Origin of the sequence: Rathayibacter sp. VKM Ac-2759, from assembly GCF_009834225.1 — a bacterium.
Lineage (GTDB): Bacteria > Actinomycetota > Actinomycetes > Actinomycetales > Microbacteriaceae > Rathayibacter.
Map to the genome: position 1 here is coordinate 2,278,509 of NZ_CP047176.1, position 22,831 is coordinate 2,301,339.

Below are 22,831 nucleotides of genomic sequence, written 5' to 3' on the forward strand. Positions count from 1 at the left end.
GGGCTCCCCCGCGGTGTGCGAGGGTCAGACGGAGGCGGTGGCCAGCTCGAGAGCGGGCGTCGTCTCGCGCAGAGCGCGGTTGACGGCCGAGACGATCGCCTTCAGGGAGGCGGTCGAGATGTCGGCGTCGACGCCCACGCCCCAGAGGGTGCGGCCGTTCACCGAGCACTCGACGTACGAGGCGGCGAGCGCGTCGCCACCGGCGCTGAGAGCGTGCTCGACGTAGTCGAAGACGCGCACCTCGACGCCGTGCTGGGCCAGGACCGCCTCGAAGGCGTTGATCGGGCCGTTGCCCGTGGCGCTCGCGGTCACCATCTCGTCGCCGACGCGCAGCACGGCGTCGAGGGCGATGCTGCCGCCCAGGTCGCTCGACGTGCTGGTGCGGGTGAGCTCGAAGCGCCCCCACTTCTCGTCCGCGCGGTGCGCGGGCGCCGGCAGGTACTCGTCCTGGAAGATCGCCCAGATCTGCTCGCTGGTGACCTCGCCGCCCTCGGCGTCGGTCTTGGCCTGGACGACTCCGGAGAACTCGATCTGCAGGCGGCGCGGCAGGTCGAGCGCGTGGTCGGTCTTCAGCAGGTAGGCGACGCCGCCCTTGCCCGACTGCGAGTTGACCCGGATGACCGCCTCGTAGGAGCGGCCGAGGTCCTTCGGGTCGACGGGCAGGTAGGGCACGGCCCAGGTCAGCTCGTCGACGCTGCGGCCGGTGCGCTCGGCCTCGGCCTCCATCGCCTCGAAGCCCTTCTTGATGGCGTCCTGGTGCGAGCCGCTGAACGCGGTGAACACCAGGTCCCCCGCCCAGGGGCTCCGCTCGGGGACGGCCAGCTGGTTGCAGTACTCGGCGGTGCGCTTGATGCCGTCCATGTCGCCGAAGTCGATCTGCGGGTCGATGCCCTGCGTGAAGAGGTTGACCCCCAGCGCGACCAGGTCGACGTTGCCCGTGCGCTCGCCGTTGCCGAAGAGGCAGCCCTCGATGCGGTCCGCGCCGGCCAGGTAGCCCAGCTCGGCGGCGGCGACGGCGGTGCCGCGGTCGTTGTGCGGGTGCAGCGACAGGATGATGTTCTCGCGCTGGGCGAGGTTGCGGCTCATCCACTCGATCGAGTCGGCGTAGACGTTGGGAGTGGCCATCTCGACCGTCGCGGGCAGGTTGAGGATGACCTTGCGCTCGGGAGTGGGCTCGAAGACCTCGACCACGCGGTCGCAGATGTCGCGCGCGAACTCGAGCTCGGTGCCGGTGTAGCTCTCGGGCGAGTACTCGTAGTAGACCGCGGTGCCGGGGACGGACGACTCCATCTCGCGGCACTTCCGCGCACCCGCCAGGGCGATGTCGATGATGCCCTGCTTGTCCTTGCGGAACACGACCTCGCGCTGCAGCACGCTCGTCGAGTTGTAGAGGTGCACGATCGCCTGCCGCGCCCCGCGGATGGACTCGTAGGTGCGCTCGATCAGGTGATCGCGCGCCTGGGTCAGCACCTGGATGGTGACGTCCTCGGGGATCGCGCCCTCCTCGATGAGGCTGCGCACGAAGTCGAAGTCGGTCTGGCTCGCGCTCGGGAACCCGACCTCGATCTCCTTGTAGCCCATGCGGACCAGCAGATCGAACATGATGCGCTTGCGCTCCGGGCTCATCGGGTCGATGAGGGCCTGGTTGCCGTCGCGCAGGTCGACGGCGCACCAGCGCGGCGCCGTCGTGATGCGCTTCGTCGGCCAGGTGCGGTCGGGCAGCTCGACGGTGATCTGCTCGTGGAAGGGCTTGTACTTGCCGATCGGCATGGGCGACGGCTTCTGGGTGTTCTTCATGGGGTGCTCTCCTGCGCGCGAAGGCGCGTCTCTCGTGTCGCGGGGATCCGGATGCGGATCAGACCACGCGGGTGGAACTCGGTTCAGCCGACGACGAACACCGCGACGAGGGAGGCCTGAGGATCAGATCTCGTCGCGGCGGCTAAGAAGGAGCAGGCCGTAACGCACGGGGCCAGGGTAGCACTGCGCCCCCGGGCCGTGCGGTGTCAGGCGACGAGTCCGTTCTCGTACGCGTAGACGACGAGCTGGACGCGGTCGCGCAGGCCGAGCTTGCCGAGGGTGCGGCTGATGTGCGTCTTCACCGTGGCCTCGCTGAGGAACTCGGCGCGGGCGATCTCGGTGTTGCTCAGGCCGCGGGAGGCGAGGTGGAAGATCTCCCTCTCGCGGTCGGTGAGCGTCCCGAACTCGGGCGGCGTCTCGCGACCGCTGCCCGGCGCTCCGAAGTGCTCGAAGAGCTCGCGGGTCGCGGAGGCGGCGACCACCGCGGTCCCGGCGTGGACGGTGCGGACCGAGGCGAGCAGGAAGCCGGGCTCGGTGTCCTTGAGGAGGAAGCCGCTCGCGCCGGCGCGGATGGCGCGCGCCGCCGCCTCGTCGAGGTCGAAGGTCGTGAGCACGAGGATCCGGGGCGGCGCGACCCCGGTCTCGGTGGCGTGCGCCAGGATCCGCCGCGTCGACTCGATGCCGTCGACCCCGGGCATCCGGATGTCCATCAGGACGACGTCGGGCGAGACGCGGCCGACCAGCTCCGCGCCCTCGGCACCGTCGGACGCCTCCCCCACCACCTCGAGATCCGGCTGGGAGCTCAGGAGCATGCGGATGCCGGCGCGGAACAGCGCCTGGTCGTCGACGAGGACGATGCGGATGGTGTCGGTCATGCGGGGCGGCCTCCAGAGGCGACGGGTCGGGCGGGCGGCGGGTCGAGGGGACCCGCGGTGATCGGGATCGGTGACGTCGCGAGGGCGGGCAGGCGGGCGTCGACGACGAAGTCCTCGCCGTCGGGTCCGGCCGTGAGGACGCCGCCGACGAGCGCGGCGCGCTCGTGCATCCCCACGAGACCGTGCCCCTCCCCGGGCGGTGCGAGGGACTCGGCGTCGGAGCAGCGCGCGTTCCGCACGGTGAGGACCACCTCCCCCGCCTCCCGCCGCAGCGCCACGTCGAGCGGGCTCCCGGGGCGGCCGTGCCGGAGGGCGTTCGTGGTCGCCTCCTGCGCGATGCGGTAGAGCGCGAGTCCGGTCGCCCGCGGGACCGAGTCGAGATCGACCTCGAGCTCGGACTGCACCCGCGCACCGGCCCCCGACACGCTCTCGAGCAGCGCCGGCAGATCCCGCGCCTCGGGCTGAGGGCCGTCGCTCTGGCTGTGCCGCAGCTGCGCGAGCAGCACCCGGACGTCGCCGAGGGCGTCGCGCGCGACGCTCGAGATGGTGAGCAGGGCCGCATCGGTCTGCTCAGGGCTCGCCGCGCCGAGGTAGCGGGCGCCGTCGGCCTGCGCGATCACGACGGCGAGGGAGTGCGCCACGACGTCGTGCATGTCGCGGGCGATGCGGTTGCGCTCCTCGACGGTGTCGAGCTCGCGCTGGGCCCTGGCGCGCTCGCGCTCCGCCTCGGCGCGCAGACTCTGCCCCTCGCGGGCACGGCGGACCGAGCGCGAGAGCAGTCCGACGGTCCAGGACAGGCCGAGGGTCGCGAGGATCCCGCCGAAGGTCGTCGAGAGGGTCAGGGCGGCGTCGACCGTGTTCGCGATCAGGTCGAAGGCGAGGACGAGGTAGGCGACCGCGGCCACCGAGCCGAGGACCGCCGAGAGCGCTCCGGCCCTCCTGATCCGACGCGAGGAGGAGGCTCCCGCGCCGAACAGCACGGCGAGGATCGCGAGATCGGCGACCCCGGGGGCGAGGTGGAGCGCCATCTGCAGGAGCGCGGCGGTCCAGGCTGTGGCGAGCGCGAGTCCCGGCGAGCGGCGGTGGAGGACGAGCGCGACGGCGAGGACGCCCGCGACGAACGCGTCCTGGGTCCCCTCGAGGCCCGGGAGCGTCAGAGCCGACAGCCCGAGGAGGAGGAGCGCCTGGCCCCCCGCCGCTCCGACCGTGAAGTGGTCCTGCGGTCCGGCGACGCGGTTCATCAGCGACTCGATCCGGTCGTCGGGACCGACCGGCGAGCGGATGCCGAGCACGAAGGAGAGCACCTTGAGCCCGCAGAGCAGCGAGGTGACGAGGAGGGCCACGACCGCCCGGACGAGGAACTGGATGTTCGAGGGCAGAGCACCGAGCCCGACCGCGCCGCCGAGGTCGAGTCCGGCCGAGAGGCCGCCGATCGCCGAGAGGACCAGGGCGCCGGCCAGGGCGAGCGAGCGGGTCCAGGGACCGAGCCGCCGCGCCGTCGACCAGAGCACGACCATGCCGACGAGGACGCCGTCGACCGGCACTCCGACCACGACGACTCCGCCTCCCGCGATCACCGCGAGAGCGACGAGCGAGGGAGCGAGGGCGGGCAGGAGCCCCGCGACGGCGAGCGCGAGCCCGATCAGCAGTCCGGCGGGGACCGTGTCCATGGCCTCGAGGCCGACCAGACCCGCGATCAGGTGCAGGGCGGCGAGGGTCGCTCCCGCGACCGGGAGCGTCGCCGGTCGATCGAGGAGGGCACGCATGCTCCTCACGCTAGAGGGCCGAGCGGGCCGTGTCGTCGTCCTCCGGGGTGATCGACGTCACCCTGCGTGCGGTCAGAAGCCGAGGCGTCCGAGCAGCTTGGGGTCGCGCTGCCACTCCTTCGCGACCTTCACGCGGATCGAGAGGAACACCCGGCGGCCGAGGAGCCGCTCGATCTGCTCGCGCGACACGGCGCCCACCTCGCGCAGGCGCTGGCCGCCCTTGCCGATGATGATGCCCTTCTGGCTGTCGCGCTCGACGAACACGTTCGCGTAGATGTCGATCAGCGAGCCGTCCTCCCGCTCGACCATGTCGTCGAGCGTCACGGCGAGCGAGTGCGGCAGCTCGTCCGAGACGCCCTCCAGCGCGGCCTCGCGGATGAACTCGGCGATGCGGGACGAGAGGTCCTCGTCGGTCACCGCCTCCTTCGGGTAGAGGGCGGGCGACACCGGCATCAGCGCCAGCAGCTCGGAGGCGAGCACGTCGAGCTGCTCGGCGGTCACGGCCGAGATGGGGACGATGGTGTCCCACTCGCGCAGCTCCGACACGGCGAGCAGCTGCTTGGCGACCGACTTCTTCGACATCAGGTCGACCTTCGAGACGATCGCGACCTTGCGCGCCCGGGGGAACGCGTCGAGCTGTTCGTTGATGAAGCGGTCGCCCGGCCCGATCGGCTCGTCGGCCGGGAAGAGCATGCCGATCACGTCGACGTCGCCCAGCGTCGAGGTGACGAGCGAGTTGAGGCGCTCGCCCAGCAGGGTGCGGGGGCGGTGGATGCCGGGGGTGTCGACGACGATCAGCTGCCCCGCGTCGCGGTGGACGACTCCGCGGATCGCGCGCCGCGTCGTCTGCGGCTTCGAGCTCGTGATCGCGATCTTCTCGCCGACGAGCGCGTTGGTCAGCGTCGACTTGCCGACGTTGGGCCGGCCGACGAACGACACGAATCCCGCCCGGAAGGGCGTCGTGGGAGGGGTGGTGTCGGTCATCGTGCGTCCTCGTTCGGTGCTGTCGTCATCGGTGCCGCTTCGAGCACCGGTGATGCGGTCGCGGGAGCCTTCTTGCGGCTCTTCGCGTCGTCGGTCTTCGGCTTCCTGGTCTTCTTCGCGGACGTCGGGCCCTTCGGCCTCTCCTCCGCGGGATCCGCGTCCGATCCGCGCGAGGCGTCGTCCGCGCGGTCGCTGTCGCGGGCGGCGGTCCCGCCGTCGTCGGTGACGACGGGGATGGGTCCGGTGCCCGGCTCGCGTGTCGGATCGTAGTCGGGATCACGGCGCACGATCACCGTCGAGATGGTTCCGCGGCGGGGATCCGCCTGCTCGGCCTCGAGGATCACGCCGTCGATGCGCGCGACCGCGCCGCGCTCGGGCAGGCGACCGTAGGCCTTGGTGAGCAGGCCGCCGACGGAGTCGACGTCGTCGTCCTCGAGGTCGAGCTCGAACAGCTCGCCCAGCTCGTCGACCGGCAGGCGCGCCGAGACGCGGTAGACGCCGGGCTCGGTCTCCTCGAAGAGGTCCACCTCGCGGTCGTACTCGTCCGAGATGTCGCCGACGAGCTCCTCGATGAGGTCCTCGAGCGTGACGAGGCCGGCGATGCCTCCGTACTCGTCGACCACCATCGCGAGGTGGTTCGACTCGAGCTGCATCTGCCGCAGCAGCTCGTCGGCCTTCATCGACTCGGGCACGAAGAGCGCCGGCCGGGCGAGCTCGGAGACCGCGTCGGCGTCGTCGGGCCGCTCGTAGGTGTGCCGCGCGACGTCGCGGAGGTAGAGGACCCCCAGGACGTCGTCGACTCCGTCTCCGATCACCGGCAGGCGCGAGATCCCGCGGCTGAGCAGGAGGCCCATGCCCGCGCCGACCGACGCCGTCGCCTCGATCGTGACCATGTCGGTCCGGGGCACCATGACCTCGCGGACGAGGGTGTCGTTGAACTCGAAGATCGAGTGGATGAGCGCGCGGTCGTCCTGCTCGAGGACGTCCTGCTCGGTGGCCTCGTCGACCATGCTGAGCAGCTGCTCCTCGGACGAGAACCCGGCGGAGCGCCCCGTGCCGGGAGTGACGCGGTTGCCCAGGGCGACCAGACCGTGCGCGACGGGGCCGAGACCGACGCGCAGGACGTGCACGAGCGACGCGCTCGTGCCGAGCACCGCGCGGGCGTGCGCCCGGCCGACGCTGCGCGGGCTCGAGCCCACGAGCACGAACGAGACGGCCGCCATGATCAGGATCGCGAGGAGCAGCGCCAGCCAGAGCTGCTCGACGACCACGACCAGCACGGCGGTCACGAAGACGGCCGCCGTCGTCTCGGCGGCGATCCGCGTGAAGTTGACGACGTTGACGTGGGCGCTGAGGTCGCCGGCGATCGCCCGCAGCGCCCGCGCGCTCCGCGAGTGGTTCGCCATGTCGAGCACGTCGCTCCGCGAGAGCACGCCGAGGGCGGCGTCGGTCGCCGCGAGCCAGCCGCCGACGGCGACGAGGGCGAGCGCGGCGACGAGCAGCTGGAGGGTCAGCACGAGCGGCCTATCGTCGTCGTTCGCTGATGTGGAAGCCCACGAGGATGTCGCGCTGGATGCCGAACATCTCGCGCTCCTCCTCGGGCTCGGCGTGGTCGAAGCCCAGCAGGTGCAGGAGACCGTGCGCGGTCAGCAGCTGCAGCTCGTCGAGCACCGAGTGCCCGGCGGCCTCGGCCTGCGTCTGCGCCACCTGCGGGCAGAGCACGATGTCGCCGAGGAGCCCGGCCGGCGTCTGCTCGTCCTCGGTCCCCGGGCGCAGCTCGTCCATCGGGAAGCTGAGCACGTCGGTGGGCCCCGGCTCGTCCATCCACTGGACGTGCAGCTGCTCCATCGCCCCCTCGTCGACCAGCACGATCGCGAGTTCGGCGTCGGGGTGCACGTGCAGCGAGTCGAGCGCGTAGCCGGCGAGGCGCAGCAGCGCCGTCTCGTCGACGGGGACGCTCGACTCGTTGTTGATCTCGATGCTCACGGGGTGCGGGATTCCTTCGGTCGGGCGGGGTCAGCCGCGGGGTCGCTTGGGCTGGCTGTCGCCGACGGCGCGGGCGGGGCCGCCCCGCCTCTCGGCTCGGTTCGCGAACTCGCGCGCCTGCTCGCGCTCGAAGTGCTGCGCCTGCTTCTGCTGGTCGTACTCGGTGTAGGCGTCGACGATGCGGCCGACGAGAGTGTGCCGCACGATGTCCTCACTCGTGAGGCGCGAGAAGTGGATGTCGTCGATGCCGTCGAGCACCCGGGTGACGAGGCGGAGCCCGCTCGCGCCGGTCGGGAGGTCGACCTGGGTGATGTCCCCCGTGACCACCATCTTCGAGCCGAAGCCCAGCCGCGTCAGGAACATCTTCATCTGCTCCGGAGTCGTGTTCTGCGCCTCGTCGAGCACGACGAACGAGTTGTTGAGCGTGCGGCCGCGCATGTAGGCGAGGGGCGCGACCTCGATGGTGCCTGCCGCGAGCAGCTTCGGGACGTTCTCCGGATCCATCATCTCGTTGAGCGCGTCGTACAGCGGGCGGAGGTAGGGGTCGATCTTGTCGGTGAGCGAGCCGGGCAGGTAGCCGAGCCGCTCCCCCGCCTCGACGGCCGGCCGCGTCAGGATGATGCGGTCGACCTCCTTGCGCTGCAGGGCCTGAACGGCCTTCGCCATCGCGAGGTACGTCTTGCCCGTGCCTGCGGGGCCGATCCCGAAGACGATCGTGTTCTCGTCGACCGCGTCGACGTACTCGCGCTGGCCGAGCGTCTTGGGGCGGATGCTCTTGCCGCGCGCGGTCAGGATCGCCTGCCCGAACGCCTCCGCCGGCGACACGGGGCCGCCGTTCTGGAGGATCCGCGCGGATTCGCGTACGCCGTCGGGATCGAGGTCGTGGCCGCCTGCCGTCATGAGCACCAGTTCTTCCACCAGGCGCGCCGCGGAGGCGACGGGGTCGCGCTCGCCGTCGAGCGTCACCTCGTTGCCGCGCACGTGCACCCGGACATCGGGGAATCGTCCTTCGACCGCTCGGATGAGGCGGTCCTGAGGTCCGAGGAGGCGCACCATCGCGACTCCGTCGACGGCGATGACGCGGTGCGCCGGGCCGGTGAGGGGCGGGGTGGCGGCAGGGCCGCCGGGGAGATCGGGAGTCGGAGCTGCCGGGCTGTCGCCCGAGTGGTCAACCGGTGGCAAGGGAGCCTTCCGTCAGGTGCCCGCCCAGGACGTGGGCGTGGACGTGGAACACGGTCTGGCCGGCCTGTTCTCCCGAGTTGAAGACGAGGCGGAACTGCCCGCCCGAGTGGGCGTCGGCGAGCGTCTGCGCGACCGTCACCAGCTCGGCGAGGAGGGAGGGGTCGGCGGCGGCCAGGGCGGCGACGGTCGCGTACTCCTGCGTCTTGGGGAAGACGAGGAGGTGGACCGGCGCCTTCGGCGCGATGTCGGTGATGGCGAGGATCCGCTCGTTCTCGAACACCACGTCGGCAGGGATCTCTCCCCGGACGATGCGGGTGAAGACGGTGGGTTCGCTCATGCGTCCATCGTAAAGGCGGGCACCGTCACGCGGGCGCGCCGTTCGCCGAGGGCGCGCGTCACCGGCGGCCCGTGTCACCAACGGCCCAGGCGGGCCGACAGCACCGCGATGGCGGCCGGTCCGGCCGTCGAGGTGCGCAGCACGGAGTCGCCGAGCGCGACGGCCTCGGCCCCCGCCTCCTGCAGCGCGCGGAGCTCCTCCGGTGCGATCCCGCCCTCGGGGCCGACCACGAGCACCAGGTCGCGGTCGTCGGGCTCGACCGACGAGAGCCGTGACGCGGCACCGGGCTCGAGCACGAGGATCCGGGCGGAGGCGGCGCGCTCGACGACACCGCGCAGAGCGACGAGACCCGACACCTCGGGGACCCGCGCGCGCAGCGACTGCTTGCTCGCCTCGCGGACGATGCTGCGCCAGCGCTCGCGGCCCTTCTCCTCCTTGCTCCCCGCCCAGCGCGAGACGGAGCGGGCGGCCTGCCACGGCACGACCTCGTCGACGCCCAGCTCGGTCGCCGCCTGGATCGCGAGCTCGTCGCGATCGCCCTTGGCGAGGGCCTGCACGAGCACGAGACGGGGCGAGGGGGCGGCCACCTCCTCGATCGAGTCGACGAGCAGCGCGACGCGCGACGCCTCCGCCGACTCGACGGTCGCCGTGGCCACCCGGCCGCGGCCGTCGCCCACGCGCACCGACTCGCCCGCGCGGAGGCGGCTCACCGTGGCGGCGTGCCGCGCCTCGGCACCGGTCAGCACGAGCCGCCCGCCGCGCACGAAGTCGCCGGAGTCGAGCGACTCGTCGATGTAGTGGTGCGCCACGCCGGTCTCAGCCGAGGAAGCGGTCGCGGAGCTTGGAGAACAGCCCCTGCTGGAAGTGGGTCAGCGCCGGCTTCTGAGGCTTGTAGTGCTTCGCGAACTCCTGCACGAGCTCCCGCTCGCGGTGGCCGAGCTTGGTCGGCGTGACGACCTGGATGCCGATGCGCAGGTCGCCGCGCCCGTTGCCGCGCAGGCGCGTGACTCCGCGGCCCTTGATCGTGACGATCTCGGTGCTCTGCGTGCCCGGCTTGACCTCGATCTCGATGTCGCCGTCGAGGGCGGCGAGAGTCGCCGTGGAGCCGAGGATCGCATCCGTCATCTGCACCTCGAGGGTGCAGAGCAGGTCGTCGCCGTTGCGGCTGAAGACGTCGTGGTGCTTGACCTTGATCTCGAGGTAGAGGTCGCCGTTGGGTCCTCCGGCGGGGCCGACCTCGCCGCTGCCCGGCATCTGCAGGCGGAGGCCCGTGTCGACGCCCGCGGGGACGTCGACGGGGATCGTGCGGCGCGCGCGGACGCGGCCCTGGCCCTGGCAGGTGGAGCACGGAGTCGCGATGACGGTGCCGTAGCCGCGGCAGGTCCCGCAGGGGCTGGCCGTCATCACGTTGCCCAGCAGCGAGCGCACGGTGCGCTGGATCTGGCCGGAGCCGTGGCAGATGTCGCAGGTGACGGGCGACGTGCCCGGCTGGCAGCACGAGCCGTTGCAGGTCTCGCACAGCACGGCGGTGTCGACCTCGAGGTCGCGGTGGGTGCCGAAGATGACCTCGTCGAGCGAGACCTCGACCCGCAGCAGCGCGTCCTGGCCGCGCTCGCGACGCGACCGCGGACCCCGAGACGAGCCCTGCGCGCCCTGGCCGAAGAACGTCTCGAAGATGTCGCCGAACCCGCCGAAGCCCTGCGCGCCTCCCCCGAAGCCCTCCTGCGGACCGCGGTCGTACTGCTGGCGCTGCTGCGCGTCGCTCAGGACGTCGTAGGCGTGGGTGACGAGCTTGAAGCGCTCGGACGCGTCGGCGCTGGGATTGACGTCGGGGTGCAGTTCGCGAGCGAGGCGGCGGTACGCCTTCTTGATCTCGTCGGCGGAGGCGTCGCGGGCGACGCCCAGCACTTCGTAGTGATCGGCCACAGGTGGCTTCGTCCTTCGTTCGTGGGTCGGTGCGCCGGGCACGGCGGACCTGGCGGGAGCCGGAGGGACCGGCGGAGGATCGGGGTCACTCCTCGCCGAGGAGGCGGGAGAGGTAGCGGGCGACGGCTCTGACCGCCGCGATGTTGCCGGAGTAGTCCATCCGGATCGGACCGAGGACGCCGAGGCGCGAGACCTGGCCGCCCGCGGTGTTGTAGCCGCTGGTGAGGACGGAGGTCTCCTGGAGGCCGAACGGCGCGTTCTCGCGGCCGATGCGGACGGAGATGCCGCGCGGGTCGGGGGTCATCTCGGCGAAGAGGCGCAGCAGCTCGACCTGCTCCTCGATCGCCTCGAGGACGGGGTAGATGCTCCCCGAGAAGTCCTCCTCGGTGCGCACCAGGTTCGCCGCGCCGGCCATCACCAGGCGGTCCTGCCGATTGGCGCCGACCTGCTCGAGCAGCGTCTGCACGATCGGGGTGAGCGTCTCGCGCCGCTCGGGAGCGAACTTCTCGGCGGCCGTCCGGAGCGTCTCGGCGGCGGCCTGGAGGCCCAGGCCGAGCACGGCGGTGTTGAGCTTCGCCCGGATCTCGCCGAGGAGCTCGTCGTCGACGTCGGCCGGAGTCTCGAGCACGCGCTGGTCGACCCGGCCGGTGTCGGTGATCAGCACCGAGAGCAGGCGCCGCGGCGCGAGCGCGACCAGCTCGACGTGGCGGATGCGGGCGGCCCCGAACGACGGGTACTGCACGAGGGCGACGCTGTTCGTCAGCTGCGAGAGCAGCCGCACGGTCTTCACGAGGACCTCGTCGAGATCGGGGCTCTGGCCGAGGAAGGTCTCGATGGCCTGCCGCTGGGCCGCGGTCAGCGGGCGCAGATCGGTCAGCTGGTCGACGAAGAGGCGGTAGCCCTTGTCGGTGGGCACGCGGCCGGAGGAGGTGTGCGGGGCCGCGATGAGCTCCTCCTCCTCGAGCTGCGCCATCTCGTTGCGGATGGTCGCCGCCGAGACCCCGAACGCGTGGCGCTCGACGATCGACTTCGAGCCGACCGGCTCGCGATGCGCGACGTAGTCCTGCACGATCACGCGCAGCACCTGGAGACCCCGCTCCGTCACCATGCGATCGACCTCCCGTCGGGCTCCGCCTGCACCTCGTCGCAGCTCCTGGCACTCCGCGACAATGAGTGCCAATCATACCCGCGCGCGAGGGGGTGAGGACGGGGTTGCCTCCTCATCGGCGTGGTGCTCGCTCATTGCCCGCGGGCGGCGGCGGCAGTACCGTGAGCGCGCGGTCGGAGGCGGTCGACGCGCGGCCGGCCGGTGCGCACGTCGATCGACGCGCGCCGGAGCGCGTCTTCTCGAGAGGAAAGGCCATGTCACTCCCCGAGTCCGGTCCGTCGCCGGAGCCCGCACCCCGCCCCACCGCCCCCGCTCCGCTGACCGAGTCGGAGGACCGCCAGTGGGCGTCGTTCGCCCACCTCGGCGGCATCCTGTCCTTCCTCCCCTCGCTCATCATCTGGCTCGTCTTCAAGGAGCGCGGCCGGTTCACGGAGGAGGAGGCGAAGGAGGCGCTGAACTTCCAGATCACGCTGCTGGGCGTCCACGTGATCGCCTGGATCCTCTCGGCGACGCTCGTCGGGGCGATCGTCGGCATCCCGCTCGACCTGGCGGCCTGGGTCGTCTCGATCGTGTTCTCGATCCTCGGATTCCTGAAGGCGAAGGACGGGACCCCCTACCGGTACCCGTTCGCCGTCCGACTCATCAAGTAGGACGACTCGCCGGACGCTCGTGCATGCCACGATGGACGCCGAGCGCTCGGGGTCGCCCGAGGCTCAGACCTCGGAAACGGAGACCTCTCATGTCGGCCACCCCTCCCCCGCCCCCCGCCTACGGGACTCCCGCGCCGCCGCTCAACCCGGCGGACGAGAAGACCTGGGCGATCGTGACCCACGTGCTCGGCATCTTCTTCAGCTTCCTGCCGTCGCTGATCGTGTTCCTGGTGTTCAAGGGCCGCGGGCCGTTCCTCGAGGCGCACGCGAAGTCGGCGCTCAACTTCCACCTGACGACGCTCATCGCCTACGTCGCGGGCACGATCCTGACCTTCGTGTTCGTCGGCGTGATCGTGTTCTTCGTCGTGCCGATCCTGGTCATCATCTTCGGGATCATCGCCGCGGTGCGGGCGAGCGCGGGCGAGTACTACACGTACCCGCTGAGCATCCCGTTCTTCAAGTAGGAACGTCCGCGCAAGAAAGGCCGGAAGCCCCGTTCCTCCCGAAGTCTCGGGATCCGGGGATTCCGGCCTTGCTTGTGAGCCTCAGCCGTCTGTGAGGCGGCGGACGACCGCGTCGGCCAGCAGGCGGCCGCGCAGCGTCAGCACGATGCGGCCCTGCAGGGCGGCGCGGCCGTCCACGAGACCGTCGGCGATGAGACCCGCGACCTCGCGCCGATGCCCGGGGTCGACCGCGTCGAGCGGCAGCCCGTCGGACAGCCGCGATCGCAGTAGGACGTCCTCGACCCGCCGCGTCCCGGCGTCGAGCGTCTCGCGCCCGGCCGCCGGCGAGTCTCCCGCGCGGAGGCGGTCGGCGTAGGCCGCCGGGTGCTTCACGTTCCACCAGCGCACGCCGCCGACGTGGCTGTGCGCGCCCGGTCCGACGCCCCACCAGTCGTGGCCGAGCCAGTACGACAGGTTGTGCCGCGAGCGGTGCGCGTCGTCGCGGGCCCAGTTGCTCACCTCGTACCAGGAGTAGCCGGCGGCGGCGAGGCGCGCGTCGGCCAGCTCGTACATGTCGGCGGTGAGGTCGTCGTCCGGAGTCGCGACCTCGCCCCGGCGGATCTGCCGGGCGAGCTTGGTGCCGTCCTCGACGATCAGCGCGTAGGCCGAGAGGTGATCGGGGCGGTTCGCGAGGGCGGAGTCGAGCGAGCGCTCCCAGTCGGCGAGCGACTCCCCGGGCGTGCCGTAGATCAGGTCGAGGCTGACCTGCAGGCCGGCCTCGCGCGCCCACTGCACCACGAGCGGCACGCGCTCGGGATCGTGGGTGCGCTCGAGAGTCGCCAGCACGTGCGGGACGGCCGACTGCATGCCGAAGCTGACTCGGGTGAAGCCGGCGTCGGCCAGTGTGCGGAGGTAGGCGGCGTCGACCGAGTCGGGATTCGCCTCCGTCGTGATCTCAGCGCCGTCGGCGATGCCGAAGCTCGCACGGAGCCCGTCGAGCATGCGCACGAGATCGCCCGCGGGCAGGAGCGTCGGGGTGCCGCCTCCGAAGAACACCGTCGCGGCCGGGCGGCGGGGCAGGCCGGCCGACTCGAGCACGGAGGCGCCGAGCACCATCTCGCCGATCGCCTGGTCGGCGTAGTCCTGCTGCTTCGCGCCGCGCAGCTCCGTCGCCGTGTAGGTGTTGAAGTCGCAGTAGCCGCAGCGCACCCGGCAGAACGGCACGTGCACGTAGAGACCGAGGTCGCGCTGCTCGACCCCCTCGGCGACGGACGCGGGCAGGAGGCCGTCGAGCGGGGCCGGATCGGCGAGCGGGAGGGCGCTGCCCACGTCAGCTGACGCGCGCCGGCAGCAGGGCGCGCAGGTACTTCTTGACCTGGCGCTTCTGCACGGCGCGCAGCACGGGGGTGCCGAGGCGGTAGAGGCGGGTGGAGGGGCGCGAGAACACGCGGATGACGAGCCAGACGGAGTCGTCGGCGCGCTTCTCGACGACGAACGACTCCTCGCCGCTCTCGGGGTGGCCCTCGAGAGTGCCGTACGCGAAGCCGACCTGGTCGGGCTCGTCGACGACGTAGACGACACGCACCGGGGCGTCGACCGTGCGACCGAGGAGGGTGACCTTGAGCACCGCGGTGACGCCCGCGGTGATGTACGGCGTGCCGTCGGGAGCGAAGTGCTCCTCCGTCGGGCGGCTCGCGAGGTCGATCGGGGTGCCGGCGGAGTCGAAGTTGACCCCCGTGTACTGCACGCCGCTGCCGCTCGTGATGTCGGTGACCGCGATGCCGCTGCCGCGCTGCACGCCCCACGTCATCAGCGACGCGGTCGTGATGGCGAAGCGCTCGGCACCGGAGCCGAGGCGGGCCTCGAAGCGCTCGGCCGTGAATCCGTCCGGCGGGTACTCGAGGAGGTCCGGCGCGAGGGTCCCGCCGACCGCCGCGTAGGTGACCTGCGGCTGCCCCTCGAAGCTCGAGCGTCGGATGCTCACGGCGTGCTCCTGTTCTCGACTGCGGTGATCGAACTCGCAGTGCTGCTCTCGGCGACGAGCCGTGACGGGCCCGTGCGCAAGGCTCCAGGGTATCCGATGCGTCCGGGGAGGAGCCGGACCCCGGAGCAGCGCCCCGCTAGTGTTCAGGAGGCTGCTCCCGCTCTCGCGGGAGGACCGCGGATCGTGGGGGTTCAGTGCGGATGAGAGCGACGACATCGGGTGCGTTCCGGCCTGCGGCGTGGGGTCTCGTGCTCCTGACCGTCGGAGGCGCGCTCGCGGGCTGTCAGGGCCGCTCGGACGCGGGCCGGGCCGCTGCTCTCGCGCCGTCGACCACTCCGGCCCCCGTGCAGACCTCCGCCGAGCCGATCCCGGAGACACCGGCGCCCGTCGAGCCCACGCTCGCTCCGACTCCGGCACTGCTCGAGACGCTGCCGCGCGAGGACGTCACGGGTCAGCCGATCCACGACCTCCACTCCGACACCGCGGCCTTCGTCTACCCCGACTCGCTCGACGAGAGCGAGCGCGCGAATGCGACGATCTGGATCGAGCAGCAGCGGATCGTCGCGCAGTGCATGCTCGACGAGGGCTTCGACTACACCTACACGCTCTGGTGGGAGCGCCCGAGCGGCCCCCGCCCGGCCGAGGACCCGCTGTCCAGTGCGCTCTACCCCGCCGGCTCACCGGGGTCCACCGCCCTGTACGGCGAGGAGACCGGCCTGCCCTACGACTGGACGACCGCCGGCTGCCACGGGTACGCGGTGCACGCCACCGGCCAGGACGACGCGAACTGACGAGCAGCGCGCTCCGTCAGCGCGTCCGCCCGGGGAGGCGAGCCGCTACTTCTTGTCCTTGGTCTCGACGTCGCCGGAGAGCGCGGCGATGAACGCCTCCTGGGGGACCTCGACACGGCCGACCATCTTCATGCGCTTCTTGCCCTCCTTCTGCTTCTCGAGGAGCTTGCGCTTGCGGGTGATGTCGCCGCCGTAGCACTTGGCGAGGACGTCCTTGCGCATCGCGCTGATCGACTCGCGCGCGATGATGCGGGCGCCGATCGCCGCCTGGATGGGCACCTCGAACTGCTGGCGCGGGATGAGCTTGCGCAGCCGTCCCGTCATCAGCACGCCGTACGCGTAGGCCTTCTCGCGGTGCACGATCGCGCTGAACGCGTCGACCTGCTCGCCCTGCAGCAGGATGTCGACCTTGACCAGGTCGGCCTCCTGCGAGCCGGCGGGCTCGTAGTCGAGCGAGGCGTAGCCCGCGGTCTTCGACTTGAGGTTGTCGAAGAAGTCGAAGACGATCTCGCCGAGGGGCATGTGGTACCGGATCTCGACCCGGTCCTCGCCCAGGTACTCCATGCCGATCAGCGTGCCGCGGCGGCTCTGGCAGAGCTCCATGATCGTGCCGACGTAGTCCTTGGGCGCGAGGATCGCGGCCTTGACGATCGGCTCGGTCACGGAGGCGATCTTGCCGACCGGGAACTCGCTCGGGTTGGTGACGGTGACGGTCTTCTTGTCCTCCGTCGTGACCTCGTAGATGACCGAGGGCGCGGTGGTGATCAGGTCGAGGCCGAACTCGCGGTCGAGGCGCTCGGTGACGATCTCGAGGTGCAGGAGCCCGAGGAACCCGCAGCGGAAGCCGAAGCCGAGCGCGACCGAGGTCTCGGGCTCGTAGACCAGCGCGGCGTCGGAGAGCTTGAGCTTGTCGAGGGCCTCGCGGAGGTCGGGGTAGTCGCTGCCGTCGATCGGGTACAGACCCGAGAAGACCATCGGGAGCGGCTCGGTGTAGCCGGGCAGCGCCTGGGTCGCGGGCTTCGACGCCGTGGTGACGGTGTCGCCGACCTTCGACTGCCGCACGTCCTTCACGCCCGTGATCAGGTAGCCGACCTCGCCGACTCCGAGGCCCTTCGTCGACGACGGCTCGGGGCTCGACACGCCGATCTCGAGGATCTCGTGGGTGGCGCGGGTCGACATCATCTGGATCTTCTCGCGCGGCGAGAGCTGGCCGTCGATCATCCGCACGTAGGTGACGACGCCGCGGTACGAGTCGTAGACGGAGTCGAAGATCATCGCGCGGGCGGGAGCGTTCTTGTCGCCCACCGGCGCGGGGACGAGCTCGGTGACGCGGTCGAGCAGCGCCTCCACCCCGACCCCGGTCTTGCCCGAGACGCGCAGCACGTCGGAGGGGTCGCCGCCGATCAGGCTCGCGAGCTCGGCCGCGTACTTGTCGGGGTCGGCCGCGGGGAGGTCGATCTTGTTGAGGACCGGGATGATCGCGAGGTCGTTCTCGAGCGCGAGGTAGAGGTTGGCGAGCGTCTGGGCCTCGATGCCCTGAGCGGCGTCGACCAGGAGGATCGCGCCCTCGCACGCGGCGAGCGAGCGGCTGACCTCGTACGAGAAGTCGACGTGACCGGGGGTGTCGATCATGTTGAGGGCGAAGGTCCGCCCGTCGCGCTCCCACGGCATGCGCACGGCCTGCGACTTGATCGTGATGCCGCGCTCGCGCTCGATGTCCATCCGGTCGAGGTACTGCGCGCGCATCGCCCGGTCCTCGACCACGCCCGTGATGCCGAGCATGCGGTCGGCGAGGGTCGACTTGCCGTGATCGATGTGGGCGATGATGCAGAAGTTGCGGATCGACGCCGGGTCGGTCGCGGCGGGCTCGAGAGCGGTGAGGGCACGTGGAGACATTGTGCGTCCAGTGTCCCATGCCCGTGGGGCGGGCCGGTCGACGGGCCTAGAGGTCGAGTCCGTAGGTGCGGGTCGGCTCGACGCCGGGCGGGTTCTCGCGGTCGGGCAGGCGGGTGAAGCCCATGCTCTCGTAGAGCGCGTGGGCGGCGAGCATGTCGCTGCCGCTGTTCATCACGACGCGCTCGAGGCCGCGCTCCGTCGCGAGCATGACGACGAACTCGGTGAGGAGGCGGCCGAGACCGCGTCCGCGCGCGTCCGGAGCGACGGCGAGCAGCCGCCAGTCGAGCTCGCCCGGCCGGCCGAGCTCGTAGAGGCTGCGCCCCTCGGCGGCAGTGGTGACGGTGGCGAGGAGGCGGCCGTCGCGATCCTCCGCCACCCACACCTGGCCCTCGCGGTCGTGCCGAGCGACGTCCGCCACGTCGGCGGCGTACTCCTCCCCCAGTTCGTAGTCGTGCGAGTAGGCCGTCACGCGCAGGCGCGAGACCTCGTCGTACTCGCTCGCCCGCACGCGGCGGACGAGGATGCCGTCGCCGCTCACGCCGGTGCGGGGAGGGTTCGGAGGCCGTGCTCGATGTCGGCGGGGTCGGCGGCGAGGCAGATGCGGATCCAGCCCTCGCCGCTGCGCCCGAAGGCGCTGCCCGGCGCGACGGCGACGAGGGTCTCGAGCAGGAACGCCTCGGCCCAGCTCGCGACATCGCCCTGGCTCGCGTGCGAGACGTCGACCCAGAGGTAGAAGGCGCCCTCGGGCTCGCGGAAGCGGATGCCGCGCTCGTCGAGCAGACCGGTGGCGAGCTTCAGGTTCGAGAGGTAGTGGGCGGAGGCGGCGGCCACCGCGTCCTGCGGTCCCGTCAGCGCCGCGAGGGCCGCGCGCTGGTCGGGCGTCGCGACGCAGCTGATCGCCGCCTCCTGCACGGTGACCATCGTCTTCGTCATGCCGGGAGGCGTGACGAGGTAGCCGACGCGGACGCCCGTCATCGCGTAGGTCTTCGAGAGCGAGAAGACGCTGAAGACGCGGTCGTCGTCGTGTCCGAGCTCCTCCGCGATCGCCGCCAGGCTCACGTGCGGGCGGCCGTAGGTGAAGTACTCGTAGACCTCGTCGCTGATGACCCAGAGGTCGTGGCGGCGGGCGAACTCGAGGAGGCGCTCGAGGAGCGGACGCGGGTAGACGACTCCGAGCGGGTTGGACGGGCTGTTGACGATGATGACGCGGGTGCGGTCGGTGACGATGCGCTCGAGCTCGTCGAGATCGGGGAAGAAGCCGTTCTCGGGGCGAAGCGTGTAGGGCACCGGGACGGCACCGATCATCCGCGCGTTCATCGTGAAGGTCGTGTAGCCGGGATCGGGCAGCAGGACCTCGTCGCCCGCGGCGAGGGTGAGCGTCATGGCCTGGTACAGCGCCTGGGTGCCGCCGATGGTGAGCCAGACCTGCTCGACGTCGGCGTGGATCCCGTTGTCGCGGACGAGCTTCTCGACGATCGCGCGACGCAGCTCGGGGATGCCGCCGTTCGGCCCGTAGTTCGTGTCGTCGGCGGCCCACGCGGCGCGCGCGGCCTCGATGATGTGCGGCGCGAGCGGGACGTCGGGCTCGCCGACGGCGAGGAACGTGACCCCCTCGAGCCGGAGGGCGATCTCGAACAGACGGCGGATGCCCGAGGGCGGCACCGCGGGGATGTGATCGGCGAGACGTGGCATCGCTGCCCAGAGTATCGGCGCGCGCCCCCCGCCCCGCGCGATGACGCCCGTGTCGCGACCGCGCGGCGCAGTTGAACGGGGACGACGGGTGCGCTAAAGTTCCTTGTTGGCTTGCGCTCCCACCCGGACTACCGGAGTTGTGGAGTGATCACTGGCCGGCGACCTCCAGTCGCACCGCGCGGCGATCGCACTGACGCCCGCGGAAGGGGCACTCCGTCGAGTAGCCGGCTGCACACACGCACATCCGAGAAGAAGGTAATCCACGTGGCAAACATCAAGTCGCAGATCAAGCGCAACCTCACCAACAAGAAGGCGAACGACCGCAACAAGGCGGTCAAGAGCGAGCTGAAGACCGCCGTCCGCGCGGTCCACACCGCCATCGCCGCCGGCGACTCCGAGAAGGCCGCCACCGCGCTGGCCTTCGCCGCGAAGAAGCTCGACAAGGCCTCGAGCAAGGGCGTCATCCACAAGAACCAGGCCGCGAACCGCAAGTCGGCCATCGCGAAGCAGGTCGCTGCGCTGTAAGGCTGCGTTTCACTGCAACGACGAAGGGTCCGGCCTCTGGCCGGGCCCTTCGTCGTTTCCGCTCGCCGTCGACGAGCTCCTCGTTCCTCGTCGCTCGTCGCGCGGTCGGCTCCCTGAAGTGGTCGGCTAGGGAGGAGCGGGTCGCGTTCCGGGTACGACGATCCGCTGACACGCGGATCGCCGGTGCCCCTGCGGAGGAGCGGCTGGTCGTCCCCCGCTGGTCGAGTAGGCGCGCAGCGCCGTATCGAGACCCCACCCCTCCACAACGGCGGATCTCGATACGCCCGCTCCGCGAGCTACTCGATCAGCAAGCACGAGAACCCCGGCCCGCACGCCGCCTGCTGGTCGAGTAGCCCCGCAGGGGCGTATCGAGACCCACCATCCTCAGCAGATCAGAGCTGTGACCCGGCCCTCTGACGGTGATGGATCTCGATACGCCCGCTCCACGGGCTACTCGATCAGCAGGCGGTGGCCACGGTCACCAAGGACGTGCGGCCCGAACGGGCCGGGTCAGGCGCGGCCCTTGAGGATGAGGTTCCAGTACACCCACGGGAGCACGTAGCGGTCGGCGAGGTAGGTGAAGCGGCGCTCCTTCGCGAGGCCCTTCCAGAAGGGGATCGTGGGCATCGGGCGGTAGCGGTCGTCGAACTCGGCGAAGACCACCGTCGAGCGGGACACGACGAACGGGCAGACCGAGTAGCCGTTGTAGACCTGCGGCAGGGCCTTGCCCTTGCGAGCGGCGACGAGGTTCTTCGCGAGAGCCTTCGTCTGGGGCCGGAGCGCGCCTCCGGACTTCGAGTTGGTGGTGGCGGCAGCGTCGCCCAGCGCCCACACGTCGGGGAAACGAGGGTGCCGCAGCGTCAGAGGATCGACCTCGACGAAGCCGCCCGCGTCGCCGGGCGCGCTGAGACCGGTGTCCCGCAGCCAGTCGGGTGCCGACTGCGGAGGCACAGCGTGCAGCACGTCGTACGAGAGCGTCTCGCGGCGGTCATGAGTGCCGGGCAGGTCCACGGCGCTGTCGGGGCCGAGGAGCGCGGCGGACCGGTCGTCTCCGGCGATCACGAGCGTCTGCGCACCGGCGTCGACCTCGACCAGCTCGCGGCCGTAGCGCACGTCGATGCCGTACTCGCGCACCTTGCGCTCGAGCTCGGCGTCGATGAGGGGCATCCCGAAGAGCGTCGGAGTCGGCACCACCAGCACCACGCGGATGTCGGCCAGCACACCCGCCTCGCGCCAGTAGTCGCAGGCCAGGTACATCGGCTTCTGCGAGGCGCCCGAACAGGTGGCGGGACCGCTGGGCTGCGTGAAGACGACGGTCCCGCTGCGGACGTCGCGCAACACGCTCGACGCCTTGCGCGCGTAGTCGTACTCGTAGTTCGAGACGCCCACAGGCGACTCCATCGCCTCGCTCAGACCGGGGACCGCCGCCCAGTCCTTCTGGATGCCCGGGCAGACGACGAGCTGGTCGTACCCGATCCGCCGACCGGACGAGAGGGTGACGCTCTTCCCGACCGGATCGATGGTCTGCACCCGGTCCGCGATCAGCGTCACGCCCTTCGGCATCACCGAGGCCTGAGGCCGTGTCGCCTTCGACGCCGGCGCGGTGCCGCCCGCGACGTGGGAGAACATCGGCTGGTAGAAGTGCGTCTCGCGCGGCTCGATCACCGCGACGTCCGAGATCCCGTAGCGCCGCAGGCGCCCCGCGACCGAGAGGCCGGCGTTGCCTCCGCCCACGATCAGGACGTCGTGTCGATCGGCGTCTGCAGGCAAGGCTGATTCGGTCATCTCCCCACCGTAAGGGCCGGGATCCCCTCGCGAACGGACTGGACAGCGCGCGCGGATCCGCCCGGTGGTCGGTCAGACGCCGCGGGAGGAGACGATCGAGACCATGCGCTCGAGGGCGTAGACGGGGTCGCGGGTGGCGCCCTTGACGTTGGCATCGGCGTCGGCGACGGTGATGATCGCGGTGCCGAGGCCGTCGCCGGTCCAGCCCTGCAGGTCGCGGCGGGCGCGATCGACCTGCCAGGGCGCGAGGCCGAGCCGGGAGGCGATCTGGCCGGATCCCTCGCGGGAGCCGGCGACCTTCGCCATGGTGCGGAGCTTGCTCGCGAAGGCGGCGACGATGGGGACGGGATCGGCTCCCGAGGCGAGGGCGTGGCGGAGGCCGAGCAGCGCCTCCCCGTGGCGACCCGCGATCGCCGAGTCGGCGACGGTGAACGCGGTCGTCTCGACGCGGCCGCCGTAGTACTTCGCGACGGTCGCCTCCGTGATCTCGCCCGGGGAGTCGGAGATGAGCTGCTGGCATGCCGACGCCAGCTCGTCGAGGTCGTCGGAGAACGCGGACACGAGGGCGCGGATCGCTCCCGTTGTGGCGGTGCGGCCCGCCGTGCGGAACTCGGCGACCGTGAAGTCGACCTTGTCGCTCTCGCGCTTGAGCTCGGCGCAGACGATCTCGATGCCTCCTCCGGTGCCGGACCGGATCGCGTCGAGCAGCTTCTTGCCGCGGTTGCCGCCGGCGTGCCGGAGCACGAGCGTCGTGCCGTCGGCGGGAGAGGCGAGGTAGTCGAGGGTCTCGAGGAGGAACGCGTCGGTGCACTTCTCGACGCCCGAGACGCGGATGAGTCGCGGCTCGTCGAACAGCGACGGGCTCGCGAGCGTGATCAGCTCGCCGGGCGCGTAGCCGGCGGCGTCGATGTCGCTGACCTCGAGACTCGGATCCTCCGCCCGCAGGAAGTCGCGGAGGAAGCGGAGGGCGCGGTCCGCGAGGAACTGCTCCGGCCCGGTGATCAGGACGATCGGAGCGGGTCGCGTCTGGTTCCACGCGAGCTGCGGGATCGCCGCCTTCGACGGCGCCGCCTTCGCGCGCGCCGGGGCCCTGCCTGCCATGCC

The 22,831-nt window shown here is 71.4% G+C and carries 22 protein-coding genes; 4 read left to right on the forward strand and 18 right to left on the reverse strand.

All coding sequences use genetic code 11. The annotated features are described in order from the left end of the window. Positions 1-24: 24 nt before the first annotated feature. From leuA to hrcA, 11 genes are all read right to left on the reverse strand, one after another. Entirely contained in the window at positions 25-1,797 is a 1,773-nt protein-coding gene (leuA, locus tag GSU68_RS10560) for a 2-isopropylmalate synthase (protein ID WP_159908095.1), read from the reverse strand. 206 nt (positions 1,798-2,003) lie between these two features. Continuing rightward, complete coding sequence (locus tag GSU68_RS10565; protein WP_159908097.1) at positions 2,004-2,672, reverse strand: response regulator transcription factor; 669 nt, start codon at positions 2,670-2,672, stop codon at positions 2,004-2,006. Then, positions 2,669-4,438, reverse strand: coding sequence for a histidine kinase (locus GSU68_RS10570; RefSeq protein WP_159908099.1), 1,770 nt, complete (start codon positions 4,436-4,438; stop codon positions 2,669-2,671). The genes GSU68_RS10565 and GSU68_RS10570 overlap by 4 nt, the downstream gene beginning before the upstream one ends. A 72-nt stretch (positions 4,439-4,510) precedes the next feature. Further along, on the reverse strand, positions 4,511-5,422 hold the full coding sequence (era, locus tag GSU68_RS10575) for a GTPase Era (protein WP_159908101.1): 912 nt from the start codon (positions 5,420-5,422) through the stop codon (positions 4,511-4,513). Next, positions 5,419-6,939, reverse strand: coding sequence for a hemolysin family protein (locus GSU68_RS10580; protein WP_244259239.1), 1,521 nt, complete (start codon positions 6,937-6,939; stop codon positions 5,419-5,421). Before GSU68_RS10580 ends, era begins: the two co-directional genes overlap by 4 nt. A 7-nt stretch (positions 6,940-6,946) precedes the next feature. Beyond that, on the reverse strand, positions 6,947-7,408 hold the full coding sequence (ybeY, locus tag GSU68_RS10585; RefSeq protein WP_159908103.1) for an rRNA maturation RNase YbeY: 462 nt from the start codon (positions 7,406-7,408) through the stop codon (positions 6,947-6,949). 30 nt (positions 7,409-7,438) lie between these two features. Then, positions 7,439-8,464, reverse strand: coding sequence for a PhoH family protein (locus GSU68_RS10590; protein ID WP_159910245.1), 1,026 nt, complete (start codon positions 8,462-8,464; stop codon positions 7,439-7,441). Positions 8,465-8,576: 112 nt separating this feature from the next. Next, positions 8,577-8,927 (reverse strand): HIT domain-containing protein, encoded by a 351-nt coding sequence (locus tag GSU68_RS10595; RefSeq protein ID WP_159908105.1) that lies wholly within the window; start codon positions 8,925-8,927, stop codon positions 8,577-8,579. Between the two features lie 74 nt (positions 8,928-9,001). Beyond that, complete coding sequence (locus tag GSU68_RS10600; RefSeq protein WP_159908107.1) at positions 9,002-9,736, reverse strand: 16S rRNA (uracil(1498)-N(3))-methyltransferase; 735 nt, start codon at positions 9,734-9,736, stop codon at positions 9,002-9,004. Between the two features lie 7 nt (positions 9,737-9,743). Next, complete coding sequence (gene dnaJ / locus GSU68_RS10605) at positions 9,744-10,853, reverse strand: molecular chaperone DnaJ (RefSeq protein ID WP_159908109.1); 1,110 nt, start codon at positions 10,851-10,853, stop codon at positions 9,744-9,746. 85 nt (positions 10,854-10,938) lie between these two features. Continuing rightward, the gene (hrcA, locus tag GSU68_RS10610) at positions 10,939-11,961 is read right to left on the reverse strand and encodes a heat-inducible transcriptional repressor HrcA (protein WP_159908111.1); all 1,023 of its coding nucleotides are present in this window, start codon (positions 11,959-11,961) and stop codon (positions 10,939-10,941) included. A 254-nt stretch (positions 11,962-12,215) separates the two neighbouring features. On the opposite strand from hrcA, the gene GSU68_RS10615 reads away from it, so the two are divergent. Further along, positions 12,216-12,611, forward strand: a complete 396-nt coding sequence (locus GSU68_RS10615) for a DUF4870 domain-containing protein (RefSeq protein WP_159908114.1) — start codon at positions 12,216-12,218, stop codon at positions 12,609-12,611. Positions 12,612-12,700: 89 nt separating this feature from the next. Beyond that, on the forward strand, positions 12,701-13,075 hold the full coding sequence (locus GSU68_RS10620) for a DUF4870 domain-containing protein (RefSeq protein WP_056044312.1): 375 nt from the start codon (positions 12,701-12,703) through the stop codon (positions 13,073-13,075). An 81-nt stretch (positions 13,076-13,156) separates the two neighbouring features. Here the strand turns inward: GSU68_RS10620 and hemW are convergent, their stop codons facing one another. Continuing rightward, positions 13,157-14,383 (reverse strand): radical SAM family heme chaperone HemW, encoded by a 1,227-nt coding sequence (gene hemW / locus GSU68_RS10625; protein WP_159908116.1) that lies wholly within the window; start codon positions 14,381-14,383, stop codon positions 13,157-13,159. Between the two features lies 1 nt (position 14,384). Next, entirely contained in the window at positions 14,385-15,038 is a 654-nt protein-coding gene (locus GSU68_RS10630; RefSeq protein ID WP_244259240.1) for a DUF1990 domain-containing protein, read from the reverse strand. A gap of 200 nt (positions 15,039-15,238) precedes the next feature. Between GSU68_RS10630 and GSU68_RS10635 the strand changes: the two genes are divergently transcribed. Continuing rightward, entirely contained in the window at positions 15,239-15,829 is a 591-nt protein-coding gene (locus GSU68_RS10635) for a hypothetical protein (RefSeq protein ID WP_159908118.1), read from the forward strand. Between the two features lie 45 nt (positions 15,830-15,874). Here the strand turns inward: GSU68_RS10635 and lepA are convergent, their stop codons facing one another. Genes lepA through GSU68_RS10650 form a run of 3 tightly spaced genes read right to left on the reverse strand, consistent with a single transcriptional unit; the run spans position 15,875 to position 19,417 of the window. Further along, positions 15,875-17,725 (reverse strand): translation elongation factor 4, encoded by a 1,851-nt coding sequence (gene lepA, locus GSU68_RS10640; RefSeq protein WP_159908120.1) that lies wholly within the window; start codon positions 17,723-17,725, stop codon positions 15,875-15,877. A 46-nt stretch (positions 17,726-17,771) separates the two neighbouring features. Beyond that, a complete protein-coding gene (locus tag GSU68_RS10645) occupies positions 17,772-18,263 on the reverse strand; it encodes a GNAT family N-acetyltransferase (protein ID WP_159908122.1) in 492 nt (163 codons plus the stop codon). Then, positions 18,260-19,417 (reverse strand): aminotransferase class I/II-fold pyridoxal phosphate-dependent enzyme, encoded by a 1,158-nt coding sequence (locus GSU68_RS10650; RefSeq protein ID WP_159908124.1) that lies wholly within the window; start codon positions 19,415-19,417, stop codon positions 18,260-18,262. Before GSU68_RS10650 ends, GSU68_RS10645 begins: the two co-directional genes overlap by 4 nt. Positions 19,418-19,681: 264 nt before the next feature. On the opposite strand from GSU68_RS10650, the gene rpsT reads away from it, so the two are divergent. Beyond that, on the forward strand, positions 19,682-19,942 hold the full coding sequence (gene rpsT / locus GSU68_RS10655) for a 30S ribosomal protein S20 (protein WP_056044322.1): 261 nt from the start codon (positions 19,682-19,684) through the stop codon (positions 19,940-19,942). Positions 19,943-20,452: 510 nt separating this feature from the next. Here rpsT and GSU68_RS10660 read toward each other — a convergent pair. Further along, positions 20,453-21,727: an FAD-dependent oxidoreductase gene (locus GSU68_RS10660; protein ID WP_159908126.1), complete on the reverse strand. Its 1,275-nt coding sequence runs from the start codon at positions 21,725-21,727 to the stop codon at positions 20,453-20,455. Positions 21,728-21,799: 72 nt separating this feature from the next. Then, entirely contained in the window at positions 21,800-22,828 is a 1,029-nt protein-coding gene (gene holA / locus GSU68_RS10665; RefSeq protein WP_159908128.1) for a DNA polymerase III subunit delta, read from the reverse strand. Positions 22,829-22,831 lie beyond the last annotated feature (3 nt).

Bases quoted from the DNA above. Each gene is read 5' to 3' on its own strand.
- hrcA (WP_159908111.1), bottom strand. From the start codon at position 11,961: ATGGTGACGGAGCGGGGTCTCCAGGTGCTGCGCGTGATCGTGCAGGAC.
- holA (WP_159908128.1), bottom strand. From the start codon at position 22,828: ATGGCAGGCAGGGCCCCGGCGCGCGCGAAGGCGGCGCCGTCGAAGGCG.
- GSU68_RS10615 (WP_159908114.1), top strand. From the start codon at position 12,216: ATGTCACTCCCCGAGTCCGGTCCGTCGCCGGAGCCCGCACCCCGCCCC.
- GSU68_RS10595 (WP_159908105.1), bottom strand. From the start codon at position 8,927: ATGAGCGAACCCACCGTCTTCACCCGCATCGTCCGGGGAGAGATCCCT.
- GSU68_RS10565 (WP_159908097.1), bottom strand. From the start codon at position 2,672: ATGACCGACACCATCCGCATCGTCCTCGTCGACGACCAGGCGCTGTTC.
- GSU68_RS10635 (WP_159908118.1), top strand. From the start codon at position 15,239: ATGAGAGCGACGACATCGGGTGCGTTCCGGCCTGCGGCGTGGGGTCTC.
- lepA (WP_159908120.1), bottom strand. From the start codon at position 17,725: ATGTCTCCACGTGCCCTCACCGCTCTCGAGCCCGCCGCGACCGACCCG.
- GSU68_RS10620 (WP_056044312.1), top strand. From the start codon at position 12,701: ATGTCGGCCACCCCTCCCCCGCCCCCCGCCTACGGGACTCCCGCGCCG.
- GSU68_RS10650 (WP_159908124.1), bottom strand. From the start codon at position 19,417: ATGCCACGTCTCGCCGATCACATCCCCGCGGTGCCGCCCTCGGGCATC.
- era (WP_159908101.1), bottom strand. From the start codon at position 5,422: ATGACCGACACCACCCCTCCCACGACGCCCTTCCGGGCGGGATTCGTG.
- GSU68_RS10570 (WP_159908099.1), bottom strand. From the start codon at position 4,438: ATGCGTGCCCTCCTCGATCGACCGGCGACGCTCCCGGTCGCGGGAGCG.
- leuA (WP_159908095.1), bottom strand. From the start codon at position 1,797: ATGAAGAACACCCAGAAGCCGTCGCCCATGCCGATCGGCAAGTACAAG.
- GSU68_RS10660 (WP_159908126.1), bottom strand. From the start codon at position 21,727: ATGACCGAATCAGCCTTGCCTGCAGACGCCGATCGACACGACGTCCTG.
- GSU68_RS10590 (WP_159910245.1), bottom strand. From the start codon at position 8,464: ATGGTGCGCCTCCTCGGACCTCAGGACCGCCTCATCCGAGCGGTCGAA.